Origin of the sequence: Limnobacter sp., assembly GCF_036405155.1 — a bacterium.
Classification (GTDB): Bacteria; Pseudomonadota; Gammaproteobacteria; order Burkholderiales; family Burkholderiaceae_B; genus Limnobacter.
On sequence record NZ_DASWYD010000007.1, the window covers coordinates 113,533 to 134,967 of the forward strand.

The 21,435-nt window shown below is 58.5% G+C and carries 23 protein-coding genes; 20 read left to right on the plus strand and 3 right to left on the minus strand.

Annotation, left to right across the window (positions count from 1 at the left end):
• The first annotated feature begins 148 nt into the window (after positions 1 to 148).
• The 6 genes from arfB (at position 149) to VGE55_RS11170 (ending at position 3,745) form a co-directional block, all read left to right on the plus strand.
• On the plus strand, positions 149 to 547 hold the full coding sequence (gene arfB / locus VGE55_RS11145; protein WP_331131760.1) for an alternative ribosome rescue aminoacyl-tRNA hydrolase ArfB: 399 nt from the start codon (positions 149 to 151) through the stop codon (positions 545 to 547).
• A 9-nt stretch (positions 548 to 556) separates the two neighbouring features.
• The gene (locus VGE55_RS11150; protein ID WP_331131761.1) at positions 557 to 1,048 is read left to right on the plus strand and encodes a hypothetical protein; all 492 of its coding nucleotides are present in this window, start codon (positions 557 to 559) and stop codon (positions 1,046 to 1,048) included.
• A gap of 22 nt (positions 1,049 to 1,070) precedes the next feature.
• Positions 1,071 to 1,550 (plus strand): hypothetical protein, encoded by a 480-nt coding sequence (locus VGE55_RS11155; RefSeq protein WP_331131762.1) that lies wholly within the window; start codon positions 1,071 to 1,073, stop codon positions 1,548 to 1,550.
• A gap of 28 nt (positions 1,551 to 1,578) precedes the next feature.
• Positions 1,579 to 2,010 (plus strand): GNAT family N-acetyltransferase, encoded by a 432-nt coding sequence (locus tag VGE55_RS11160; protein ID WP_331131763.1) that lies wholly within the window; start codon positions 1,579 to 1,581, stop codon positions 2,008 to 2,010.
• Between the two features lie 136 nt (positions 2,011 to 2,146).
• A complete protein-coding gene (locus VGE55_RS11165) occupies positions 2,147 to 2,923 on the plus strand; it encodes an enoyl-CoA hydratase (protein WP_331131764.1) in 777 nt (258 codons plus the stop codon).
• Positions 2,924 to 2,944: 21 nt separating this feature from the next.
• On the plus strand, positions 2,945 to 3,745 hold the full coding sequence (locus VGE55_RS11170; RefSeq protein ID WP_331131765.1) for a thioesterase family protein: 801 nt from the start codon (positions 2,945 to 2,947) through the stop codon (positions 3,743 to 3,745).
• Positions 3,746 to 3,761: 16 nt separating this feature from the next.
• Here VGE55_RS11170 and VGE55_RS11175 read toward each other — a convergent pair whose 3' ends face one another.
• The gene (locus VGE55_RS11175) at positions 3,762 to 4,418 is read right to left on the minus strand and encodes a GntR family transcriptional regulator (RefSeq protein ID WP_331131766.1); all 657 of its coding nucleotides are present in this window, start codon (positions 4,416 to 4,418) and stop codon (positions 3,762 to 3,764) included.
• 150 nt (positions 4,419 to 4,568) lie between these two features.
• Here VGE55_RS11175 and dctP point away from each other — a divergent pair, with 150 nt between their 5' ends.
• Genes dctP through VGE55_RS11230 form a run of 11 tightly spaced genes read left to right on the plus strand, consistent with a single transcriptional unit; the run spans position 4,569 to position 15,127 of the window.
• Complete coding sequence (dctP, locus tag VGE55_RS11180) at positions 4,569 to 5,600, plus strand: TRAP transporter substrate-binding protein DctP (protein ID WP_331131767.1); 1,032 nt, start codon at positions 4,569 to 4,571, stop codon at positions 5,598 to 5,600.
• A complete protein-coding gene (locus VGE55_RS11185; RefSeq protein WP_331131768.1) occupies positions 5,597 to 6,163 on the plus strand; it encodes a TRAP transporter small permease in 567 nt (188 codons plus the stop codon). Before dctP ends, VGE55_RS11185 begins: the two co-directional genes overlap by 4 nt.
• On the plus strand, positions 6,160 to 7,521 hold the full coding sequence (locus VGE55_RS11190) for a TRAP transporter large permease (protein ID WP_331131769.1): 1,362 nt from the start codon (positions 6,160 to 6,162) through the stop codon (positions 7,519 to 7,521). Before VGE55_RS11185 ends, VGE55_RS11190 begins: the two co-directional genes overlap by 4 nt.
• 1 nt (position 7,522) lies before the next feature.
• The gene (mdcA, locus tag VGE55_RS11195) at positions 7,523 to 9,193 is read left to right on the plus strand and encodes a malonate decarboxylase subunit alpha (protein WP_331131770.1); all 1,671 of its coding nucleotides are present in this window, start codon (positions 7,523 to 7,525) and stop codon (positions 9,191 to 9,193) included.
• Positions 9,194 to 9,206: 13 nt separating this feature from the next.
• The gene (gene mdcC / locus VGE55_RS11200) at positions 9,207 to 9,527 is read left to right on the plus strand and encodes a malonate decarboxylase acyl carrier protein (protein ID WP_331131771.1); all 321 of its coding nucleotides are present in this window, start codon (positions 9,207 to 9,209) and stop codon (positions 9,525 to 9,527) included.
• A complete protein-coding gene (locus tag VGE55_RS11205) occupies positions 9,524 to 10,423 on the plus strand; it encodes a biotin-independent malonate decarboxylase subunit beta (RefSeq protein ID WP_331131772.1) in 900 nt (299 codons plus the stop codon). Before mdcC ends, VGE55_RS11205 begins: the two co-directional genes overlap by 4 nt.
• 2 nt (positions 10,424 to 10,425) lie before the next feature.
• On the plus strand, positions 10,426 to 11,136 hold the full coding sequence (mdcE, locus tag VGE55_RS11210; RefSeq protein WP_331131773.1) for a biotin-independent malonate decarboxylase subunit gamma: 711 nt from the start codon (positions 10,426 to 10,428) through the stop codon (positions 11,134 to 11,136).
• Positions 11,087 to 11,827, plus strand: coding sequence for a malonate decarboxylase holo-[acyl-carrier-protein] synthase (mdcG, locus tag VGE55_RS11215; RefSeq protein WP_331131774.1), 741 nt, complete (start codon positions 11,087 to 11,089; stop codon positions 11,825 to 11,827). Before mdcE ends, mdcG begins: the two co-directional genes overlap by 50 nt.
• A complete protein-coding gene (locus VGE55_RS11220) occupies positions 11,818 to 12,678 on the plus strand; it encodes a triphosphoribosyl-dephospho-CoA synthase (protein ID WP_331131775.1) in 861 nt (286 codons plus the stop codon). Before mdcG ends, VGE55_RS11220 begins: the two co-directional genes overlap by 10 nt.
• Entirely contained in the window at positions 12,675 to 13,556 is an 882-nt protein-coding gene (locus VGE55_RS11225; RefSeq protein ID WP_331131776.1) for an ACP S-malonyltransferase, read from the plus strand. Before VGE55_RS11220 ends, VGE55_RS11225 begins: the two co-directional genes overlap by 4 nt.
• A gap of 53 nt (positions 13,557 to 13,609) precedes the next feature.
• Entirely contained in the window at positions 13,610 to 15,127 is a 1,518-nt protein-coding gene (locus VGE55_RS11230; RefSeq protein WP_331131777.1) for a PQQ-dependent sugar dehydrogenase, read from the plus strand.
• A gap of 8 nt (positions 15,128 to 15,135) precedes the next feature.
• Here VGE55_RS11230 and VGE55_RS11235 read toward each other — a convergent pair whose 3' ends face one another.
• The gene (locus tag VGE55_RS11235; protein WP_331131778.1) at positions 15,136 to 16,488 is read right to left on the minus strand and encodes a hypothetical protein; all 1,353 of its coding nucleotides are present in this window, start codon (positions 16,486 to 16,488) and stop codon (positions 15,136 to 15,138) included.
• Positions 16,489 to 16,499: 11 nt separating this feature from the next.
• Entirely contained in the window at positions 16,500 to 18,155 is a 1,656-nt protein-coding gene (locus VGE55_RS11240; protein ID WP_331131779.1) for a hypothetical protein, read from the minus strand.
• 352 nt (positions 18,156 to 18,507) lie between these two features.
• On the opposite strand from VGE55_RS11240, the gene VGE55_RS11245 reads away from it, so the two are divergent.
• Genes VGE55_RS11245 through VGE55_RS11255 form a run of 3 tightly spaced genes read left to right on the plus strand, consistent with a single transcriptional unit; the run spans position 18,508 to position 21,434 of the window.
• Positions 18,508 to 19,446 carry a tripartite tricarboxylate transporter substrate binding protein BugD gene (locus VGE55_RS11245; protein ID WP_331132291.1) on the plus strand — a complete coding sequence of 313 codons (939 nt, stop codon included), beginning with the start codon at positions 18,508 to 18,510 and terminating at the stop codon, positions 19,444 to 19,446.
• A gap of 29 nt (positions 19,447 to 19,475) precedes the next feature.
• Positions 19,476 to 19,931, plus strand: a complete 456-nt coding sequence (locus VGE55_RS11250; RefSeq protein WP_331131780.1) for a tripartite tricarboxylate transporter TctB family protein — start codon at positions 19,476 to 19,478, stop codon at positions 19,929 to 19,931.
• Positions 19,932 to 21,434: a tripartite tricarboxylate transporter permease gene (locus tag VGE55_RS11255; protein WP_331131781.1), complete on the plus strand. Its 1,503-nt coding sequence runs from the start codon at positions 19,932 to 19,934 to the stop codon at positions 21,432 to 21,434. It abuts the gene before it with no gap.
• Position 21,435: the final 1 nt, after the last annotated feature.

The window sequence follows — 21,435 nt, forward strand, 5'->3', positions numbered from 1 at the left end:
GAGGTGGCTATGTAAGAATCCTCCCGATCGTGAGGATTCCTTCCAATTCGTACTTTATTTCTTCACTTTCCGCCCAATCGTGAGGATTTTATGAAGGTCAAAATTGACCATCCCAGTGCTCTCGGTTCTATTACTAGGGCCTACCGAAATGCGCTACGTCCTTACCGACTCTGACATTGAATTCACCGCCATCCGTGCCCAAGGCCCCGGTGGCCAGCACGTCAACACGTCTGCAACAGCGATTCAGCTTCGCTTCAATGTTCATGCCTCTGGGTTGCCACTGACCGTGAAGGAAAGGCTGATCAACATCTCCGACAGTCGAATCACCAGTGAGGGTATGGTCGTCATCAAAGCGCAGGGCTCGCGCAGCCAAGAGGCCAATAAGCTTGAAGCTTTGGCAAGGCTTCGTGAGCTGATCGAGCAGGCCGAGCATGTGCCCCGCACCCGCCGCCCAACACGGCCAACCCTGGCTTCCAAGCGCCGCCGCTTGGAGGGCAAGTCCAAACGGGCCGAGGTGAAGTCGGGTCGGTCCAAGGTGGGGATTTAAGGTATTTGAATGAAGCAAATCATCATCACAACCCTGTTGTGTTCTGTCGGGCTATTGAACACACCCGCGCAGGCTTCTCCCAACTGTGTATTTGAAAGCAGTGGTATTTCAATCAGCACTGTTGCGCATTCCAGAAATGTCACACACTTCAAAACCATTCAGGCGCACAATCTGCACCTTGGTTTCTTGAAAGGCGTCGGTACCTTCCAGTTAAGTGAATACGCATGCAACCACCGTGGTGTGGAGCTGTTTGTTGTGGTGAATCCAAGCGCCTCAGGTCAGTCCGTGTCCAAGGTACTTAATAGCGTGTTGTCTATATTGCTCAAGCCAAGCGATCTTCACGTTGTTGAGCCCCAACTCAGCAGTTTGACCGAGCAGGACTTGGCTCAGCCCCGCAGTTTTCCCGGCATTGCTGAATTGCTGGGCTTTGATGAATTCAGTGTTCAGTGGGGTGAGGTCAATGGCGTGCCCCTATTGGTGCTGAAATCCTCGGCGAATTAATCTGTATCATGGAGCGATCAACATGCTCTGTACCCCGATGTGGAAACCAACATCTGAACAATCTGAAAAGCTCTTTGCCGAGCTGGGTCGTTGTGTATTCACCTACCAGGCGATTGAACTTCGTTTAAAGTTTTTATTGCCCCACATGATCATTCCTGGCACGGAGAATCACGCAAAGGGTGAGGGTATAGGCGATTGGCGTGTATACCTCGATTCCAAGGAAACCATGGGCATGCTGATGCAACGCCTGAAAGACCGCTCCGTTCTGCACGATGTACTCGCTCGGGATTGGACCCAATTGGTTGAGCAAAGAAACGAGGTCGTCCACCACTTCTTGGAACAACCCTTTGCAAAGCTGGAATCCGAGGCCGCCTTCAATGAGGCTATTCGGTTCCTTCAGGACCGACGAACTTTTGCTTCCACTTTGTTGAATACATTGCAGGCAATTTGTGTCGCATTTAGTTACTCATTGGAAATGACGAGTTTTCCGGATATGTTGTAAACAGCCATGTGTTCAAACGGGAAACGCCATGAAGACTTTCAGCACGACGCCCCACACCGACTACCAATTCAACACCCCCCAGCACAACCCGCTCAACCCAGCGGACATCGCCCGGGTGTTCGACTCATCGGGCATCAAGCGCCCCACCGACGACCTTCCCCGCATTGCCCGCATGTTTGCGGCACCTTGCCTGGTGGTGTCCGCCTGGCAAGCAGGGCAGTTGGTGGGTGTGGCCCGTGCGCTCACCGACCATGCCTATTGCTGTTACCTCTCCGACCTTGCCGTGTGCAAGCCGCAGCAAGGGCAGGGCATTGGCCGTGAGCTGATTCGCCAGGTGCAGGCCGCCATTGGCGACGAAGTCACACTGCTATTGCTGTCGGCGCCCGGTGCCATGTCGTATTACCCCACCGTGGGCTTTCAGCCTGCCCACAACGCCTTCATCATTCAACGCAAGCGCTAGTCCCGGTTTACATTCCCGGACACAATCCTCTCCGGCCACCCGTTTCGGCTTACACACAGCCGAACAAGCCCTCTTGAATGTGTAATATGTGGTGAATCCCCCAGTTCACGATTGCACATTTCAAGAAGAGCCTGCCATGGACATTCAAACCAGCATCGACAGCGGCCTGATGACCATCACCATCAACCGCCCCGAGCGCAAAAACTCCTTCACCAATGCCATGTACACCGCCATTGGCGACGCCTTTGCACAGGCCTCGCACAATGCAGCAGTGAAGGTGGTGTTGCTCAAAGGCCATGAGGACTGCTTTTCTGCCGGCAACGACCTCGGCGACTTCGTGAACAACCCGCCCAAAAATCTGGATGCGCCGGTGTTTCGCTTTTTGCGGTTAATTTCCGCCTTCCCCAAGCCCGTGGTGGCGCAGGTGCAGGGTGTGGCCGTGGGCATTGGCACCACCGTGCTGTTGCATTGCGACCTGGTGTACGCCGCCAGCAATGCCAAGTTTTCCATGCCGTTTACCAAGCTGGGCCTGTGCCCGGAAGCGTCCAGCAGCCTGTTGCTGCCGCAGTTGGCGGGCTACCAGAAAGCGGCTGAGCTGCTGTTGTTGGGCGACATGTTTACCGCGGCCAAAGCCTGCGAGTGCGGCATTGTGAGCTCAGTGCATGAGCCTGCCGACCTGGCTGCGCATGTACAGGGCCAAATCAAGAAACTGCTGGCCTTGCCCTTGAGCAGCCTGCTGACCAGCAAGCGCCTCATGAAGGGGGTCAACAAGGTGCCGGTGGCCGCCAAAATGGCCGAAGAAGGTGAGCTGTTCATCAACATGCTGAAGCAACCTGTGGCGCAAGAGGCCTTCAAGGCCTTTGCTGAAAAGCGCGCGCCCAACTTCGCGCAGTTTGAACAACATTCCAAATAAAAAACAACCCCAGGGCTTGCCATGACTGTTGCACTGTCTGAAATTCTTTCCGGCCGCCGTTTGGACGGCGACACGGTGACCTACACCGCCACCGACGATTGGGCCCAGGGCCGCACCATGTTCGGTGGCTTTTTGAGTGCACTGGCGGTGGTGGCCATGCGTGACACGCTGGGGCTGGACATGCCGCTGCGCGCACTGCAAACCAATTTTGTGGGCCCGGTGGCAGTGGGTGAGGTGCATTACAAAACCCGCCTGCTGCGCCAGGGCAAAAGCGTGAGCCAGGTGCATTGCGAAATTTACAGTGACGACACGCTGGCCGGCCTGGTGGTGGGTGTGTTTGGTGCTGCCCGAGAAACCCAGTTGCCCCTGCGCACGCCCACCCGCACGCCACTGCCCAAGGCGGTGGACGACATTCCTGCTTTGCCCTTCATTCCCAAAATCACGCCCAACTTTTTGCAGCATGTTGAAATGCGCTGGGCCGTGGGCAGCATTCCCTACATGGGCAACCCGTTCTGGGAAAGTGGCATCTACATCCGCGCCAAAGACGCGGGCATCAGCCCCGAGGTGTTAATTGTCATGTTGAGCGATGGCCCGCCCACGCCATGCCTGAGCCACTTCAAGGGCCCGGTCATGGCCAGCTCGGTATCATGGTCGCTGGAATTGCCGCCGTTGCCTGCAGGCAATCTGGAAGACGGTTGGTTTCAGATCGACATGGAAACCACCGCTGGCTCGGACGGCTATGTGAACCAAAGCGCCAAGCTGTGGACCCCGTCGGGCGAATTGGCCTCGCTGGGTTACCAGGTGGTGGCGGTTTACGGCTAAGTCTTCAAACGTTCCCTTATTGGGTTTCCATTTGCGCCAGGCTGGCCAGCAGGTCAGCAAAGCGCTCCCCCTGCACCAGCACATGGTTGCGCAACAGCGTGGCTGCCTTTTGTTCTTCATGGGCGGCCAGCGCATCCAGCACGCTTTGGTGCTCATCAAACGACTTTTGTAAACGGTTTTTAACCCGCAACTGCAGGCGCCGGTAGGGCCGCAGTTTGCGTTGCAGGGCAGCGGCTTCTTCGGTCAGGAAGGTGTTGCGGCTGCAGGTGTAAATCAGCCGGTGAAAATTCTCGTTGGCATAAAAGTAAGCATCGGTGTCGGTGCTGGCGGCCGCTTTGCGGCAGGCGTCGTGCGCTTCTTGCAGTTGGGCCAGCTCCTTGTCGTTGATGCGGCGCGCTGCCAGGCGGGCGCACATGGCTTCCAGCTCGGCCATCACTTCAAACATTTCAAAGAGGCGTTGGGGAGTAATTTGCACCACCACTGCGCCGCGCCGTGGGCGAATTTCCACCAAGCCTTCACCCGCCAGCATGGAAATGGCCTCGCGAATGGGTGTGCGGGACACCTCAAAACGCTCGGCCAGTTCGGCCTCATCCAGGTGGGTGCCGGGGCCCAACACACCCGTGGCGATGTCCTGTTCTATGCGCTCTCTCAACTCATCCGACAGCTTGCTCATGCTTCACCAAACCCAATGACCTGAATCGAGTCTACCCGAACTAGGGAAAACGAGGTGGTTTTTGTATACAAAAAGTGGTTCTAATTATACAAAACAACAAAAGCCTGAATAACAGGAATTTATTCAACCAAAAGAAATGAGGAGTGTGAGATGAGCATGGATCGTCGTGATTTCATGAAAATGGGCGCCGGCGCTGCATTGGGGGCTGCCATGGGTGGCTTGCCAACCTGGGCTTTGGCTCAGCAGGCTGGCCTGAAAATTTCCCACCAGTTCCCCGGTGGCACCCTGACCGACGGCGACTTCCGTGACCGCCTGTGCCGCCAGTTTGCCGCCGATGTCGAAAAGAAAACCGCCGGTGCGCTGAAGTGCGCCATCTACCCCGGTTCGTCGCTCATGAAAACCAACGCCCAGTTCTCAGCCCTGCGCAAGGGCGCGCTGGACATGTCGCTGGTGCCGCTCTCGTACGCAGGTGGTGAAGTGCCCGAGACCAACATCGGACTGATGCCTGCGCTGGTGCCCAGCTACGAAGTGGGCGCAGCGTGGAAAAATTCTGAAGCGGGCAAGCTGCTCACCAAAACCCTGGATGCCAAGGGCGTGATGATTGTGAGCTGGATTTGGCAAGCCGGTGGTGTGGCCAGCAAAAGCCGCGCGCTGGTGTCGCCCGAAGATTCCAAAGGCCTGAAGGTGCGCGGTGGCAGCCGCGAGATGGACATGGTGTTGAAGGCTGCGGGTGCGTCTGTCATTTCGCTGCCGTCCAATGAAATTTATGCCGCCATGCAAACCGGTGCCATGGATGCCGCCATGACTTCCTCCACCAGTTTCATGTCGTTCAAGCTGGAAGAAATCGCCAAGCACCTGACCTCGGGCCGCAACCGCACCTACTGGTTCATGCTGGAACCCTTGATGATTTCCAAAGAAGTGTTTGGCAAGCTGCCCAAAGCCCAGCAAGACGCCATCATGGAAGTGGGCGCTGCCATGGAAAAGTTTGGCATGGAGTCGGCCAAGGCCGATGACAAGGCTTGTGCGGATGTATACGCCAAGGCCGGTGCCAAGGTGTATGACATGGACGATGCCATCGTGAAAAAATGGCAGGCCATTGCACGCGACACCGCGTGGAAAGACTTCGCTGAGCGCAACGAGTCCTGCGAGGCGCTGATGAAAGCAGCGTTGAAGCTGATATGAGCCACGGGTTCGAGATGAAGCCGGCGCAAGTCGCCGAAATCGAACCCGGAATGCCCGCATTCCTCATGCCCTTGGCCCGCTTGATGTTGTGGGTCAACAAGGCCATGGTGATTGTGGGCATGCTCGGTTTGCTGGCTGCCTCCATCATTCTGACGTACAGCGTGGTGGGGCGTTTTCTGTTCAATTTGTCCACCGACTGGCAAGACGAAGCGGCGGTGTTTTGTCTGGTGGGTGCCACTTTCCTCACGGGCTCGTTTGTGCAGTCGCTGCGCGGCCACATTGGTATCGAGGCCGTTGCAGGCATATTGCCCAAGGGCGTGAACAAGTTCCGCTTCGCACTGATTGACCTGTTTTCGCTGGCGTTTTGTGCCTTCTTCACCTGGAAGTCATGGACCCTGTTCCATGAAGCCTGGGTGGACGGGCAGACCACATCGTCCACCTGGGCGCCGCCCCTGTGGATTCCTTACATTCTCATGTCACTGGGCATGACCCTCGTGAGTATCCAATTGGCACTTCAATCCGTTGCGCGCATTCGCGTGCTGTTCTTGGGGGCTGGCAAATGAGCATGGTCGCCCTTGGGCTGCTGTTCACAGCGGTCACCTTTTTCGTGATGTTCTCGGGCACGCCCATTTCGTTCGCGCTGGGCGGCGTGGCCATCATCTTCATGTACTTTTTCATGCCGGAAAGTTCGCTCGATACCGTGACGCAAAACGTGTATGAGGAAATGGCCAGCATCACATTGCTCTCCATCCCGTTGTTTATTTTGAAAGGCGCGGCGATTGGAAAAAGCAGGGCGGGGCAAGACTTGTACGCCGCCATGCATGTGTGGATGGCCAAAATTCCCGGCGGTTTGGGCATTGCCAACGTGTTTGCCTGTGCACTGTTTGCGGCCATGGCCGGTTCCAGCCCAGCCACTTGCTCGGCCATTGGCAGTGCCGGCATTCCCGAAATGCGCAAGCGGGGTTATTCGCCCGGTTTTGCAGCGGGCATTATTGCCGCGGGCGGCACCTTGGGCATTTTGTTGCCACCGTCCATCACCATGATTTTGTATGCGGTGGCCGCAGAACAATCACTGGGCCGCTTGTTCTTGGCGGGCATAGGCCCCGGCCTGTTGCTGGTGGGTTTGTTTGCCGCGTTTGCTGCATTTCAATACACCCGCGAGTACCGCAAGGCCAAGGCTGCATTCGAGGCCAACGGGCAAGAGTCGCCCCTGCTCCTGAAAGAGCAATTCACCCTGCGTGAAAAGTTCGAGATGATGCCGCGCGTGGGCCCCTTCGTGGTGCTGTTGATTGGTGTGATGATTGCCTTGTACGGCGGTTATGCCACGCCATCGGAGACGGCCGGTTTGGGCGCTTTGCTGGCCTTGGCGTTGATCGCCGTGGTGTATGGCGTGTGGCGCATCAAAGACGTCACCCCCATTTTGCAAAGCACCTTGAAAGAGTCGACCATGCTGATGTTCATCATCGGCATGTCGTTGCTGTTTTCGTATGTGATGAGCTACCTGCACATCAGCCAGTCGGCCGCGGAATGGATCGTCAGCCTGCATTTGTCCAAGTGGGTGTTGCTGGCCACCATTCTGTTCCTCGTGATTGTGCTGGGTTTTTTCCTGCCACCGGTCAGCATTATTTTGATGTTGTCGCCGATTGTGTTGCCACCTCTGAAGGCGGCGGGTTTCGACCTCATCTGGTTTGGCATTTTGATGACCATCGTGATGGAAACTGGCCTGATCCACCCACCAGTGGGCCTGAACATTTTTGTGATCAAAAACATCGCACCCGACATTCCATTGAAAGACATCATTTGGGGTGTGATGCCCTTTGTGGTGTTGATGTTGTTGGCGGTGCTGCTCATCTGCATGTTCCCTGGCATTGCCACCGCACTGCCCGATGCAGTCATGGGCCCTTTGGGTGGAGGCAACTGACATGGGCGGCCGCATGTGGAACACCCGTGAAACCCAGCGCCTGCAGCGCTTGAACAAAGCGGCACAGTTATTGGGCAGTGACCTGACCGGCAAGGTGCTGCCGCACCACCGCACAGTCGATTTGCTCAATGCCGTGTTGCAACCCTTCGATCGTGTTTGCCTGGAAGGCAACAACCAAAAGCAGGCCGACTTTTTGGCCAAAGCTTTGGTGCAAGTGGACCCGGCGCAGGTCAACAACCTGCACATGCTGCAATCGGTGTTGGCCTTGCCGCAGCACCTGGATGTGTTTGAACAAGGCATTGCCAAGCGTTTGGACTTTTCATTTTCCGGGCCACAAAGTGCGCGTTTGGCGAAGTTGGTGTCGTCGGGCCAACTGGAGGTGGGCGCCATCCACACCTACCTGGAGTTGTTTGGCCGTTACTTCATCGACCTCATTCCGAATGTGTCGCTGATTGCCGCGCACAGCGCCGATGCACAGGGCAACCTGTACACCGGCCCCAATACCGAAGACACGCCCGCCATTGTGGAGGCCACTGCCTTTTCGGGCGGTATTGTGATTGCCCAGGTGAATGAACTGGTGGACACCCTGCCGCGCATTGACGTGCCGGCCGACTGGGTGAGCTTTGTGGTGAAAGCACCCAAGCACCATTTCATCGAGCCACTGTTTACCCGCGACCCGGCACAAATTTCAGAAATACAGGTGCTGATGGCCATGATGGCCATCAAGGGCATTTATGCCCCGTACCAGGTGCAAAGCCTGAACCACGGCATTGGCTTTGACACCGCCGCCATTGAATTGCTCCTGCCCACGTATGGCGAGGAGCTGGGTTTGAAAGGCCAGATTTGCCAACACTGGGCCCTGAACCCACACCCGGCATTGATTCCCGCCATTGAAGCGGGCTGGGTGAAGTCTATCCACTCCTTTGGTTCTGAGCTGGGCATGGAAAATTACATCCGTGCCCGCTCAGACATTTTCTTCACAGGGCCGGACGGCAGCATGCGCAGCAATCGCGCATTCTGTCAGGCGGCAGGTCATTACGCCTGTGATCTTTTCATTGGTTCAACCCTGCAAATCGACCTGGATGGCAACAGCTCCACCGCCACACTGGGCCGAATTGCCGGGTTTGGTGGGGCACCCAACATGGGTTCAGACGCCCGCGGCCGTCGCCACTGCAGCCCTGCATGGCTGAAAGCTGGTGAACAAGCCCGCAACGGTTTGGGTGGTGCACGCGGTACACCGCGTGGGCAAAAGCTGGTGGTGCAAATGGTGGAAACATTCCGTGAGCACATGCAGCCCGCTTTCGTGGAAACGCTGGACGCCTGGCAACTGGCTGAGCAGGCCAAGATGGAACTGCCACCCATCATGATTTATGGCGAGGATGTGACCCACATTTTGACCGAAGAGGGCATTGCCAACCTGCTGTTGTGCCGCACAGATGAAGAGCGCGAGCAGGCCATTCGGGGTGTGGCGGGCTACACGCCGGTGGGCTTGGCGCGTGACCACCGCATGGTGGAAAACCTGCGGGACCGTGGTGTGATCCAGCGTCCGTCGGACCTGGGCATTGACCCTCGACAGGCCACACGCAATTTGTTGGCTGCACGCAGCATGCGGGATTTGGTGCGTGCATCGGATGGCTTGTACAGCCCGCCCCAACGTTTCAGAAATTGGTAAGGAGTGCGTGGCCATGGGACATGCAGTGGGTGTAGAACACCTGAATTTTTCGTTTGCAGGCACGCAGGCCTTTCAACCCAAACCCGACGCCCTGGTGGGTGTTGTGGGTTCGGGCAATCTGGAAGTGCTGGTGGAGCCCTGCGACAACACACATTGTGAATTCAACATTCACACCTCGGCACGGGGCTTTGCCCACATTTGGGAAGCCGTGTGTCGCGACTTTCACCGCAAGCACCCGTTGAAGGGCGTGCGCATCAGCATTCATGACATGGGTGCCACCCCGGCGGTGGTAAGCCTCCGACTGGAACAGGCCCTGGCGGAGGCTGGCGCATGAGCAACCTTCAGCAGTGGAGTTATGCCGAATGTTCGGCACGCGAGCGCCTGGCGGCCTTGGTGGATGCCGGCAGTTTTCGGGAATTTTTGCCGCCCAGTGCGCGGCAAACCAGTCCGCACCTGGAGCAGTTGGGTGTGCCGTGCTCGTTTGACGATGGCATCGCCGTGGGTGAAGCCACACTGGGCGGGCACCGCATTTTGGTGGCTGCGCAGGAAGGCGAATTCATGGGCGGTGGTGTGGGCGAAGTACACGGCGCCAAGCTCACCGGCCTGTTGCAACGTGCCTTGCGGGACAAACCCGCTGCGGTCGTGGTGCTGGCCGAGTCGGGTGGCGTGCGCCTGCACGAAGCCAATGCCGGGTTGATTGGTGTCTCGGAAGTGATGCGGGCGGTGCTCAACGTGCGGGCTGCAGGCATTCCGGTGATATTCGCCATTGGTGGTCGCAATGGCTGCTTCGGTGGCATGGGGATTGTGGCCCGTTGTGCGGACCACATCATCATGAGCGATGTCGGGCGCTTGGCCATGTCGGGCCCTGAGGTGATTGAGGCCTCGCATGGGGTGGAAGAATACGACGCGAAAGACAAGGCCTTGGTGTGGCGCAGCAGTGGTGGCAAGCACCGCTACCTGCTGGGCGATTGCGATGTGCTGGTGGACGATGAAGTTGCCGAGTTCAAGCAGGCTTTGCTGAACGCACTGCAAAACCAGGTGTCCAAGCCGCTCACATTGGAGGCCTTGGAACAGGAACATGCGCAGCTTCAGAACCGGGCTCATTTGGTGAGCCTGAAAATGGACCCTGTGGAGGTGTGGCGCTTGATGGGGTATGAAAACCCAGAGGGCATACCCGATGCGGAGGTGGCTGACGTGAGGGCTGCCGCAAACCACCAACGGAGGGCTTGAGGATGTTGTGGACCGATTTGACTCAAGCCCTGTTTGGCACGCAGCACAGCGTGACCCAGCAAGGCGATTTTTTGAGCGGGGAAGGCCAGTGCAATGGCCGTACCTGGACCGTGGTGGGCAGCACCAACCATGCCCCGATTGGTGTTGAACTGGCGCTGGCGCAGGCCCGCGTGGTGCTGGACACCATTCGACAAAAACCGGGACAACCCATTTTGCTGCTGATCGACACCCAAGGCCAGCAATTGCGCCACCGGGATGAGGTGTTGGGCATTAACCGCGCCATGGCGCACCTGGGTTGCTGCATCGACTTTGCGCGCCGCCAGGGCCATGTGGTGTTGGGTTTGGTTTATGACCAGGCGCTCTCCGGTGGTTTCATCACCTCCGGCCTCATAGCCGATGCCTGTCACGCATTGCCCGAAGCAGAAATCCGCGTCATGCGTATCCCTGCCATGTCGCGGGTCACCAAAATTTCGGAAGACCGTTTGGTGGAACTGTCCAAGGACAACCCAGTGTTTGCACCCGGTGTGAACAATTATGTGCGGATGGGTGGTGTTCAGTCACTGTGGACGGGTGACTTGAAAGCCTGCCTGGATGAAGCGTTTCAAGCCGCGGTAAACAGCAACCGCCAACAGGATTCCCGCCCATTGCTGGGCAAGGAGCGGGGTGGACGGACCAAAGCGCACGACATTGCCCATGCTGTGGCAGGGGCGTAACCGGCCAGCTTTTCAACGGACTGCAACCTCGGTTGCAGTGCCGTTTCACCGTCAGCAATTGGTTCGGGCTCATCCGGACCAATGGTTGGCCTGGGCTCGACAGGCTGCGCAGCCGGCACTGCGCAGTCTGCTCGATCACTGGGCAGAGAACAACTTTCCCCTGATCGTGGGGCGACAAACCAGTGAGGAACGGCCTCTTCAGGTGCTTCGTTTGGGGCTGCCGGCCCCAGCGCGTTTTCACCACCGCAAGGAAAGCCTGTACGCCCCAGCGGCGCAATTGACGATTGGCGATCCGCTGCCAGCGTTGGACACTCTGGCGGCCAGCTTGGCCGATGCACCTTTGTTGCGGCTATCCAAAGGGTTGCACCACCTGGACGCCCCTGCCCAGGTGTATGGCAGCTTGGCCTGGGAGTTGATCACGGGCGAGGCCTACCGCAAGCCCGATTCTGACCTGGATGTGTTGATCCAGGTGGAAGACATTGCGCATGCCGACCAGGTGGTTGACCTGCTGGAAGACGAGCAGAGTACCTTGCCGTACCGGCTGGATGGCGAGCTGGAGTTTCCCGGCCATTTGCAGATGGCCTGGCGTGAATGGAAGGCCCTGCGCGAGGGCCGCACCGAGCGTATTTTGGTGAAATCCCTCACGCGGTGCGAGCTGATGCCATTGGAGGAATTGATGTCATGGGCCTGAACAAACTGCCCAGTACCCAGGCCAAAGCGCAAAGCCCGGCAAAGCTGGCGGCCCGTGCATGTGTTGCCCTCTATCAGGAATTGGCCCTGTACCCCAAGCCCGGCTTGGTGTCATTCATTGACAATGGCAGCCACCGGGACATGACTGCACAAACCTTCCTGCGCAGCATTCATGCCTTGCGGCCATACTTTGCCGACATGGCCGAGTTGGGCTCACAACTCGCATCTTTCAGAAAACTGCAGGACAGGGGCATACAGGCTGAAGCCGACATGCTGAAAGCCACCGGGGGCATCAACACCCATCGGGGCGCAATTTTCATGTTGGGTTTGTTGTGCGCCAGTGCCGGCTTGCTTCAGGCTCGTGGCGTGAGCCTGAGTGCAAACAACCTTCGGGAGAGTCTGCAGATGGCCTGGGGCGACGACCTGTTGCAGAAATCCCGCCAGGTGCGCAACACCCGGGGCTGGTTGCTCAGCCGGCAACATGGCCTGCGCAGCGCTGCTGAAGAGGCGGCATTGGGCCTGCCCTGTGTGTTTGAGGTTGGGCTACCTGCCTTGCAGCAAGCTCGCCAGCTCCAGCCCTGTGCCCACGAACAGCAGCGCACGGTGTTTTTGACCTTGCTGGGGCATGTTGACGACACCAACCTGGTGAACCGGGGTGGCATGGCAGGCCTTCAATTTGCGCGGGAGTCGGCCCGAATGGCCTTGCTGGGCCTGCAGCCTGGCGCATCGGTTGAGCCTGTGTTGGCAGTGCTGCACACCGCTTTTGTACAGCGCAATTTGTCGCCGGGCGGATGTGCCGATGCCTTGGCTGCCACGTTGTGGGTGGATGCCGTCTGCGGAGGCCGGCCATGACACTGGCGGTGGTTTTTTCAGGGCAGGGCATGCAAAGTGCCAGCATGCTACGCTGGTTGCCCGACGACGTCTTGTCCAGCCAATGGCGAACCAACGATGCACAAAGCCCCACACTGTTCAGCAATGCCGTGGCTCAACCCCTGCTGGTGCGTGTGGGTTTGCAGGCCTGGAACCTGTTGAAACCGCATTGCCCACAGCCATTGGCTTACGCCGGTTACAGCGTGGGTGAGCTCAGTGCCTTTGCTGCTGCGGGCAGTTTGACCGAGGCCGATGCGTTGCGCTTGGCCCCCCAACGCGCTGCGCTGATGGATGCGGCTGGGCAAAAATACCCAGGGGGCTTGCTGGCCATCAGCCATTACAGCGCCACTTTGCTGGCGGACCTCCAAACCCGATATGCCGTGGAATTGTCCATTCGCACGGGTGTGGACACTGCCCTGCTGGGTGTGCCCCGTTCGCAATTGGCCAGTTTGGCTGCAGAGTTGCAAAGCCGGGGCATGACTGCACGGCCATTGGCGGTGTCGGTGGCCTCGCACACCACGATGATGGAGCCTGCCCGTGCGGCTTTCGAACAGGTGCTGACCACAGTTGACTTTCAAGCACCCCACACCGCACTGTTTTGCAATGCCGATGGCGCCACGGTGCGCACGCCCGAGCGCGCCCGCTGGGCTCTGGCGCACCAATTGAGCCACACGGTGCAGTGGCTGGACTGCATGCAGGGGCTGTACGAACGGGGCGTGCGCTGCTTGCTGGAGATTGGTCCCTGCAAGGGTTTGTCCACCATGTGGCAGCAAAACTTTGAGGGTGTTCATGCCCGCTCGGTGGACGAGTTCAGTCAGCAGTCCGCCATCATCGATTGGGTTCACCGACACGCGGAATAGCATTTGGTGCTAGCATGCATCAGCGCCTTCCTTCGCAGTCTGGAGATCCCCGCATGTTGTTCCGCTCAGCCGCAGTCTGTTCATTCCTCATCCCCCTGGCATTGTGGGCCGCAGCAGGCCCCTCGCAGGCACAGGTCAAGGCCCCGGCCAGCAACACATTGCCCACGTTCACCGCCTACACCGTGACCCCGGTGGCCGACAACCTCGAAAACCCATGGTCGCTGGCCTTTCTGCCCGATGGTCGGCAGCTGGTTACTGAACGATCAGGGCGCTTGCGCATCATCAATGCCCAAGGCCAGTTGCAAGCGTCACCGGTGGCGGGCTTGCCTGCTGTGTTGGTGGCCGGGCAAGGCGGCCTGTTCGATGTGGTGCCTGCACCTGATTTTTCCAAAACCCAGCAACTGTTGATCAGCTATGCCTGTGGCACTCGACAAGCCAACCACACCTGTCTGGCCAGCGCCCGTTTGCAAGGCAATGCATTGACCGATGTGAAAGAGATTTTTCGCAGCCAACCTGCCAAAGCAGGGGGTGCGCACTTTGGTGGGCGAGTGGCTTTTTTACCCGATGGCACGCTGGTGATGACCTTGGGTGACGGATACGATTACCGCGACAAAGCCCAAGACCTGTCCACCCATTTTGGCAAAACCGTGCGCCTGAACCGCGATGGTAGCGTGCCCGCTGACAATCCGTTTGCCAACAGAGCCGACGCCCGGCCCGAGATTTACACCTGGGGTCACCGCAATGTGCAGGGCCTGGTGTGGGATGGGGCCAGCAAACGCCTGTTGGCCCATGAACATGGCGCGCGCGGTGGCGACGAACTCAACCTGCTGAAGGCCGGGGCCAATTATGGCTGGCCACTGGCCACCTATGGCATCGACTACAGCGGAGCCATCATCAGCCCCAACACGGCCGTGGATGGCACCGAGCAACCCCAGTTGTATTGGAATCCATCCATCGCCCCTTCAGGCATGGCGGTGTACAACGGTGGTCTTTTTCCCGCCTGGCAAGGCAGTGTGCTGGTGGGTGCATTGTCGCATCGCATGGTGCAGCGCATTCAATGGCGCAACGGCCAACCCGTGGTTGTGGAGGGCTTGTTTCGTGAACTCAATGAACGCATTCGCGATGTAAAAACCGGGCCCGATGGCGCGGTGTATTTGCTGACAGACCAACCGCAGGGGCGCGTGCTGAAGGTGACGCCTTCATTCTCCAAAACCATGTTGCCCAAGGACCACCCACTGGTTGGGGCCTGGCGCATTGATGTACCGGGCACCAGCTGTTACGAGATTTACGACATGCGGGCTGACGGCACCCTGCGTGTGGTCAGTGGCGCCCAACAGGCCGATGCAGAATTTTCATTGGCAAAAAAGCCGGAAGGTGAGGGCTTTTACAAATGGACCAACAAAATCACGAACCACAACCAACAGCCCGACTGCATGGGCACGGTGATGCAAACCGGGCATGAGGCCACGTTTTACATCACCTTCCACAGCACAGGTGACCAGTTCCTGCTGTGTGAACAGGCCAATTTGTCGGCATGTTTTGGTCCGTTTGTGCGCCAGCCTTCCATTTAAGCGCTGGGCTAGCGCGGTTTGGCCTTTAATGCACCCGCACTGGCCGTTTTGGCATGTCCCAGCAAAAAGCTGTAGCTGCTGCCAAAAGCACCGCCCCCTGCTGCACTGGCATTGGTGTGGCAACCCAGGCAACTCATGTTGGGCACCTGCAAATAGGTTTCCAGCACCGGGTTCATCAAGGTGTTGGTGTTGGGGCTGCCGTTGGGCAGCGGCACCGTCATGCCCGCCTTGTTGATGGGCTGCCCAGAGGTGGGCCACTGCACATTGATGAGTTGGTAAAACTGCCAGGGTGACTGCGGATTTTGACTGACGATGGCCTGCTGCATGGCCTGGTTGACGGCTTGCGCAGCTGATGTGGTGCCAAACACCTGCACCACTTGCGTGGGTGTGTTGCCCTGGCCTTGCGTGTTGACCGGGCACTGCGGGCAATTCACGTTGTAAAAGCTGTAAGTACCGGTGGGCGTGCTGCCTTGCAAGGGGGCATTGTCCACCTGCTGGAAGGTGGCCCAAAAGCCTTGCTCAAACGTGCTGTTGTCGGGCATCACCAAGACATGCAAGCCCACCAGCCCCACGGTCACCGGGGTGCTTTGCCCAGGCAGCAACGCCTGGGCCGTGTGGAATCGCACCGGTTTGGCCGCCAATTCTGCGGCGCTCAACACCTTCCAGGCTGGTTTCACTTCCACCGCGTTGGTGGGCAATTCAATGCCTGTTGATTTGGCAAAGGCGTTTTGGGCGTTGGCCTCATACAGTGTGTTGTTTACGATGTAGTTGAACTCGGTCTGGTTCATCAACATTTCGTAGTACACGGTTTGCCCATTCTGATCCACCAGCACGCCGCCACCAGCTTGCTGCGTTTCAGTCAGGTTGGCCGCTTCCCCACTGTTGAAAGCCCTGAACTTTTTGCTGGTGCTGTTCAGTACCCGCACATTGGGCAAGGGCTTCTTCAGGCCTCGGGCTGAAAACAAGGCCAGTTGTGCCTTTGCATTGCCCCACGGGGCTGGTTTTGCGCCATGGGGTAGAAACACCGTGTTGTGTGGGCGGAAGGTTTCCCACACGGTGGGGTTGTTGCTCCCGTAGCTGGCATTCGGGTCGGGTTGCCCTGCTTGGCCAGCCAGCGCTGGCCAGGTGAGGTAGACAAAGGTCTGCCACATAAAGCAGTTCACCGCACCGTCACTTTGTGGAAAGTTCGGGCTGGGCAGTATGGGATGCAGCACCGGTGTTGGTACAAACGGGCTGCCACACACATTGCCACCGGCATGGGCGGCGCCTGCGCCTGTCAGTCCCAGCAACAGCACGGCAGTGGAAGACAGGCTCACGGCATGAGCCTGAATGTTTTTCACGGTCAGTCGACGAATCGGCATGTGCTGTCTCCTCAGGCTCGGCCTTTCAGCACGCTGGGTTTCAGGCGTTGCTGATTGTTCAAACCGCTGCCCAGGCTGCTGACCACGGTGAGCAAGCCGATGGCGGCCTGCTGCGTGCTGGCCATGCCAGGCACCTGTGCCAAGATGGTGCGGTCACCCAGCACCGCATTGGGCGCGGTGGTGATGCTGACCAGGTACACCGTCATGCCGGCCACATCTTGCGTGCCGGTGATGGCAATTTTCACGTCGCCTTCGGGCACCGTGAACACGGCACCGTCGGGCGCGTCACCCGTGTTCAGCAATAGGGCCACATTGTTGCGGGTGCTGCCCGGTGTCACCGGAAAAGCCAGAATGGGCACCGACAGGGGAAGCTCATTCATGTTCTGTTCCAGCGCGCGGTAGGCCGCGAAGGTGGGCGCATCTTGCAGGGCAGACACGCTGGGGCTGGGGTTGGTGCTGGCCACGGTGCAACTCACCGGGGTTTGGCTCACCCCGCTGTTGCCAAACACGGTGGCCATCAGGGCCATGTCAAAGGTGTTGGCAATTTGTGAGGCCCATAGAATCGGCTTGCCGTTGATGGTGATGTCGCTCACGGTGTAGCCCAATTCACTGGGCACACTGAAGGTGGCGTGCAGAATGCGGTCAATGTCGCCGCTAACAGTGGGGTTGGCCAGTCGGCCACGCACCACTGTCCAGAACTTGGAGGCTGGTGTGCCATCGGGCGTTTTGTAGGCGCTGAAATCCGGGCTCTGCATGTACAGGCCGGGCGGGTTGGTCAGTGTGGCGCGCACCTCGGTCAACTTGGGGTTGTAGTTCACATACTGGTTCACGGACTGACCAATCGTGGGGTCGCTGTGGCGGCCAATTTTGCCGTAGCGCGCACAGCACACCAGTTGTGCAGCCGATTTGACCGGTTCGCCATTCACGCTGCGGGGCATGGTGGCAGCGGCTGCCAGGTCATATTCAGCGCCCAGGGTGTTGGGCGAGCTGGTCAGGTGTACAGCCCCACCGGCAGTGTCGGTGCTCACCGTGCCGGCATTCCATTTGTTCAAGGGGTTGTAGGCAGGTTGCCCGGTCACCGGGTCAGTAACCCCGGGCAGGCAGAGGTCTTGCAGTTGCACATTCGGGCTCACCAGTTGCTGGTACAGGCTCAGCACTTGAGCCGGGCTCACCTGCCACAGGGTGAACCAGTATTCGGGGTTTTCGCAGGTGAACATCACCTGGGTGATTTTGCCCAGCTCATTTCGGCGCACGCTCCATTCACAGTATTCGTCTTGCCAGCCCCGTGGTCCAGTGGGTGGGTAGGGAATGGGTGCGATGGTGTTGCCCGAGCACAGGTCGGTGGTCACCGGTTTTGGCACGCCTTGGTCGGCCCATTGAAACCAGCTGCCCGAATCGTTGGGGAACAGCGCAGAAATACGCCCGGGAAATGCGCTCCAGGGTATGCCGACACTCACCGCAGAGGTGGGTGTGTCAAGGGTCAGCGGATTGTAGAAGGCTGGACGCGGTCCGTAATTCACCAGGTCCCAAACATCACCCAACAGCGCCGCATTCACCCAGCGGTTCACATTCCCGTTCCAGGCGGCATTCATGGCCTGTTGCAGGGTGGGGTTGTCTGGAAAATCTTGAACATTGGCAGGGGTGGAAAACTGTTCCAGCAAGGGCATGGTGGCCTCCTCAGACGGTCTTGGGTGATGATGGCCAGCGGGTGATGCCTGGCTCAACCATTCGAGCACGCAAGCGGTGTGGCCCATGTGACAGGCCCACAATGTTTCGAAGTGTTACTTCGGTCTGTTTTGGCTTGTAATGCGGGTTTACAGCGTGTTTTACTTTATGGAAAACGAGCATTGTGAAGGCTCGTGTGTCTGAAGATACTAAGGCACCGGTGAGCAGTTGGCCCACGGGCCATTTGCGTCACCACACAACAAAAAAACACATTCAAAGCAGTACCAAAGGAGGCTTACCGTGAAAACTTCGTTCAAGGCCCTGGTTGCGGCCGCAACCATTGGCGTCTTCAGCATGGGCGCATTCAGCACCGCCCACGCCAACGACCCGTACCCCAGTAAACCCATCACCATGCTGGTGCCCTTTGCAGCCGGTGGACCCACTGACACCGTGGCGCGTTTGTTGGGCCAGTCCATGTCCAAAGACTTGGGCCAGCAGGTGATTGTTGAAAACGTGGGTGGTGCCGGTGGCACCCTGGGGGCAGGCCGTGCGGCCAAATCGCCCAACGATGGCTACACCATATTCCTGCACCACATTGGCCACTCCACTGCACCGTCGTTGTACCGCAAGCTGAGCTACAAGCCGGTGGACGATTTTGAGTTCATTGGTTTGGTGACCGATGTGCCCATGACCATCGTTGCACGCGGCGACTTCCCGGCAAAAAACATGCAGGAATTTTTGGCCTACGTCAAAGCCAACAAAGACAAGGTGACCTATGCCAATGCGGGCATTGGTTCGGCCTCGCACCTGTGTGGCATGCTGTTCATGACCGCCATCCAGACGGACCTCACCACCGTGCCCTACAAAGGCACAGGCCCCGCCATGAACGACCTTCTCGGTGGTCAGGTGGACTTTATGTGCGACCAGACCACCAACACCACCAGCCAGATCAAGGGCGGAAAAATCAAGGCCTTTGCCGTGACCACCAAAACCAAGGTGCCATCACTGCCTGACCTGCCCACGCTAGACAAGTCTGGACTGCCCGGTTTTGAAGTGGCGGTGTGGCATGGTTTGTACGCACCCAAAGGCACGCCCAAACCCGTGATTGATCGCTTGGTGAAGTCATTGCAACTGGCGTTGAAAGACCCCACCGTGATCGCCCGCATGGCCGACTTGGGCACCGAGCCGGTGGATGCCAAGCGCGCCACACCCGAGGCCCTGAAAAAGCACCTCGAGTCTGAAATTGCCCGCTGGTCGCCCATCATTGCCAAAGCCGGCCAGTACGCCGACTAAACCTCCACAGCCCTTACCGGAATACACACATGCCCAAAAATCTTCGGGATTTCTGGTCGGGGCTGCTGTACCTGCTGGTGGGTGCAGCAGCCGTTTGGCTGGGTGACGATTACCCCATGGGCACAGCCGTGCGCATGGGCCCAGGCTATTTCCCCATTGTGCTGGGTTACCTGTTGGCGGGCATTGGTCTGCTGTGCGTGCTGCGCGCGTTCGTGCAGGCAGGCGACCCGCTGGAAGGCTTTGCATGGACCAAGGTGGCCTGGGTCACGGTGGCCGTGACCGCGTTTGGATTGATTGTTCAAGGCGCAGGCCTGGCCGCAGCGGTGGCTGCGGTGGTGGTGCTGTCTGCTTTGGCCAGTCGGCACTTCAGCTGGAAGTGGAGTGTGGGCATTGCGGTGGGCTCCGCCGTGTTCTGTGCACTGGTGTTTGTGAAAGGCTTGGGCATTCCCATGCCCGTGATTGGACCGTGGTTGGGGGGCGCGTAAATGGAATTGCTCAACAACCTCAGCATTGGTCTGGAAGCGGCATTCACGCTCTCCAACCTGGCCTATTGTTTGGCGGGTGTTTTTTTGGGCACGCTGATCGGTGTGTTGCCGGGCTTGGGGCCAGTGGCCACCATCGCCATGCTGCTGCCCATGACATTCACGCTGCCGCCGGTGTCGGCCCTCATCATGCTGGCGGGCATTTATTACGGCGCGCAGTATGGCGGGTCCACCACGGCCATTCTGGTCAATTTGCCGGGGGAGTCCTCGTCGGTGGTGACGGCACTGGACGGCTACCAAATGGCCCGGCAAGGCAAGGCGGGCAAGGCACTGGCCACAGCAGCCATCGGCTCGTTTGTGGCGGGCACGTTTGCCACGCTGCTGCTGGCACTGTTTGCGCCGCCGTTGGCAGACCTTGCATTGAAGTTTGGCCCGGCCGAGTACTTTTCCCTCATGGTGATGGGTTTGGTGGCCTCGGTGGTGCTGGCCCACGGCTCCTTGCTGCAAGCCTTCGGCATGATTGTGCTGGGCCTGTTGCTGGGCATGGTGGGCACGGATGTGAACTCCGGCATGGAACGCTACACCTTCGATTCGCCCTACATGGCCGAAGGCATTGGTTTTGTGGTGCTGGCCATGGGCATGTTTGGCCTGGGCGAAATCATCAAGAACCTTGAAGAGGAACATTTGCGCAGTTCTTCGATCACCAAGGTCAGTGGGCTGATGCCAACCCGGGAAGACTTGAAGCGCATTTTCTGGCCGATTGTGCGGGGCACCGGCCTGGGTTCGGTGTTGGGCATTTTGCCCGGCGGCGGTGCCATGCTGGCTTCGTTTGCGGCTTACTCCATCGAGAAGAAGGTGAGCCCCAACGCGCACGAGTTTGGCAAAGGCGCCATTGAAGGCGTGGCCGCGCCCGAGTCTGCCAACAATGCGGGTGCGCAAACCTCGTTTATTCCCTTGCTCACGCTGGGCATTCCATCCAACCCGGTGATGGCCCTCATGGTCGGTGCCATGATCATTCAGGGCATCACGCCCGGGCCCTCGGTGATGATGGAGCAACCCCAATTGTTTTGGGGCATCATCGTCTCGATGTGGATCGGCAACCTGTTCCTGATTGTGCTCAACCTGCCGCTCATCGGCATGTGGGTGAAAATGATCACGGTGCCGTATCACCACCTGTTCCCGGTTATTTTGGTGTTTTGCTGCATTGGGGTGTTCAGTCTCAACAACCGGGTGTTTGACGTGTACCTCATGGCCGGTTTCGGTGTGCTGGGGTATGTGTTCACCAAACTACGCTGCGAGCCAGCACCCATGCTGTTGGGTTTCATTCTTGGCCCCATGATGGAAGAGTACCTGCGCCGGGCGCTGTTGTTGTCGCGCGGTGATTTCACTGTGTTGGTGACCCGGCCCATCAGCGCCACCATGCTGGCCATTGCGGTGGTGGCCTTGGTGGTGGTGTTGGCGCCCTCGGTGCGTGCCAAACGGGAAGAGGCGTTTCAGGAGGATTGAG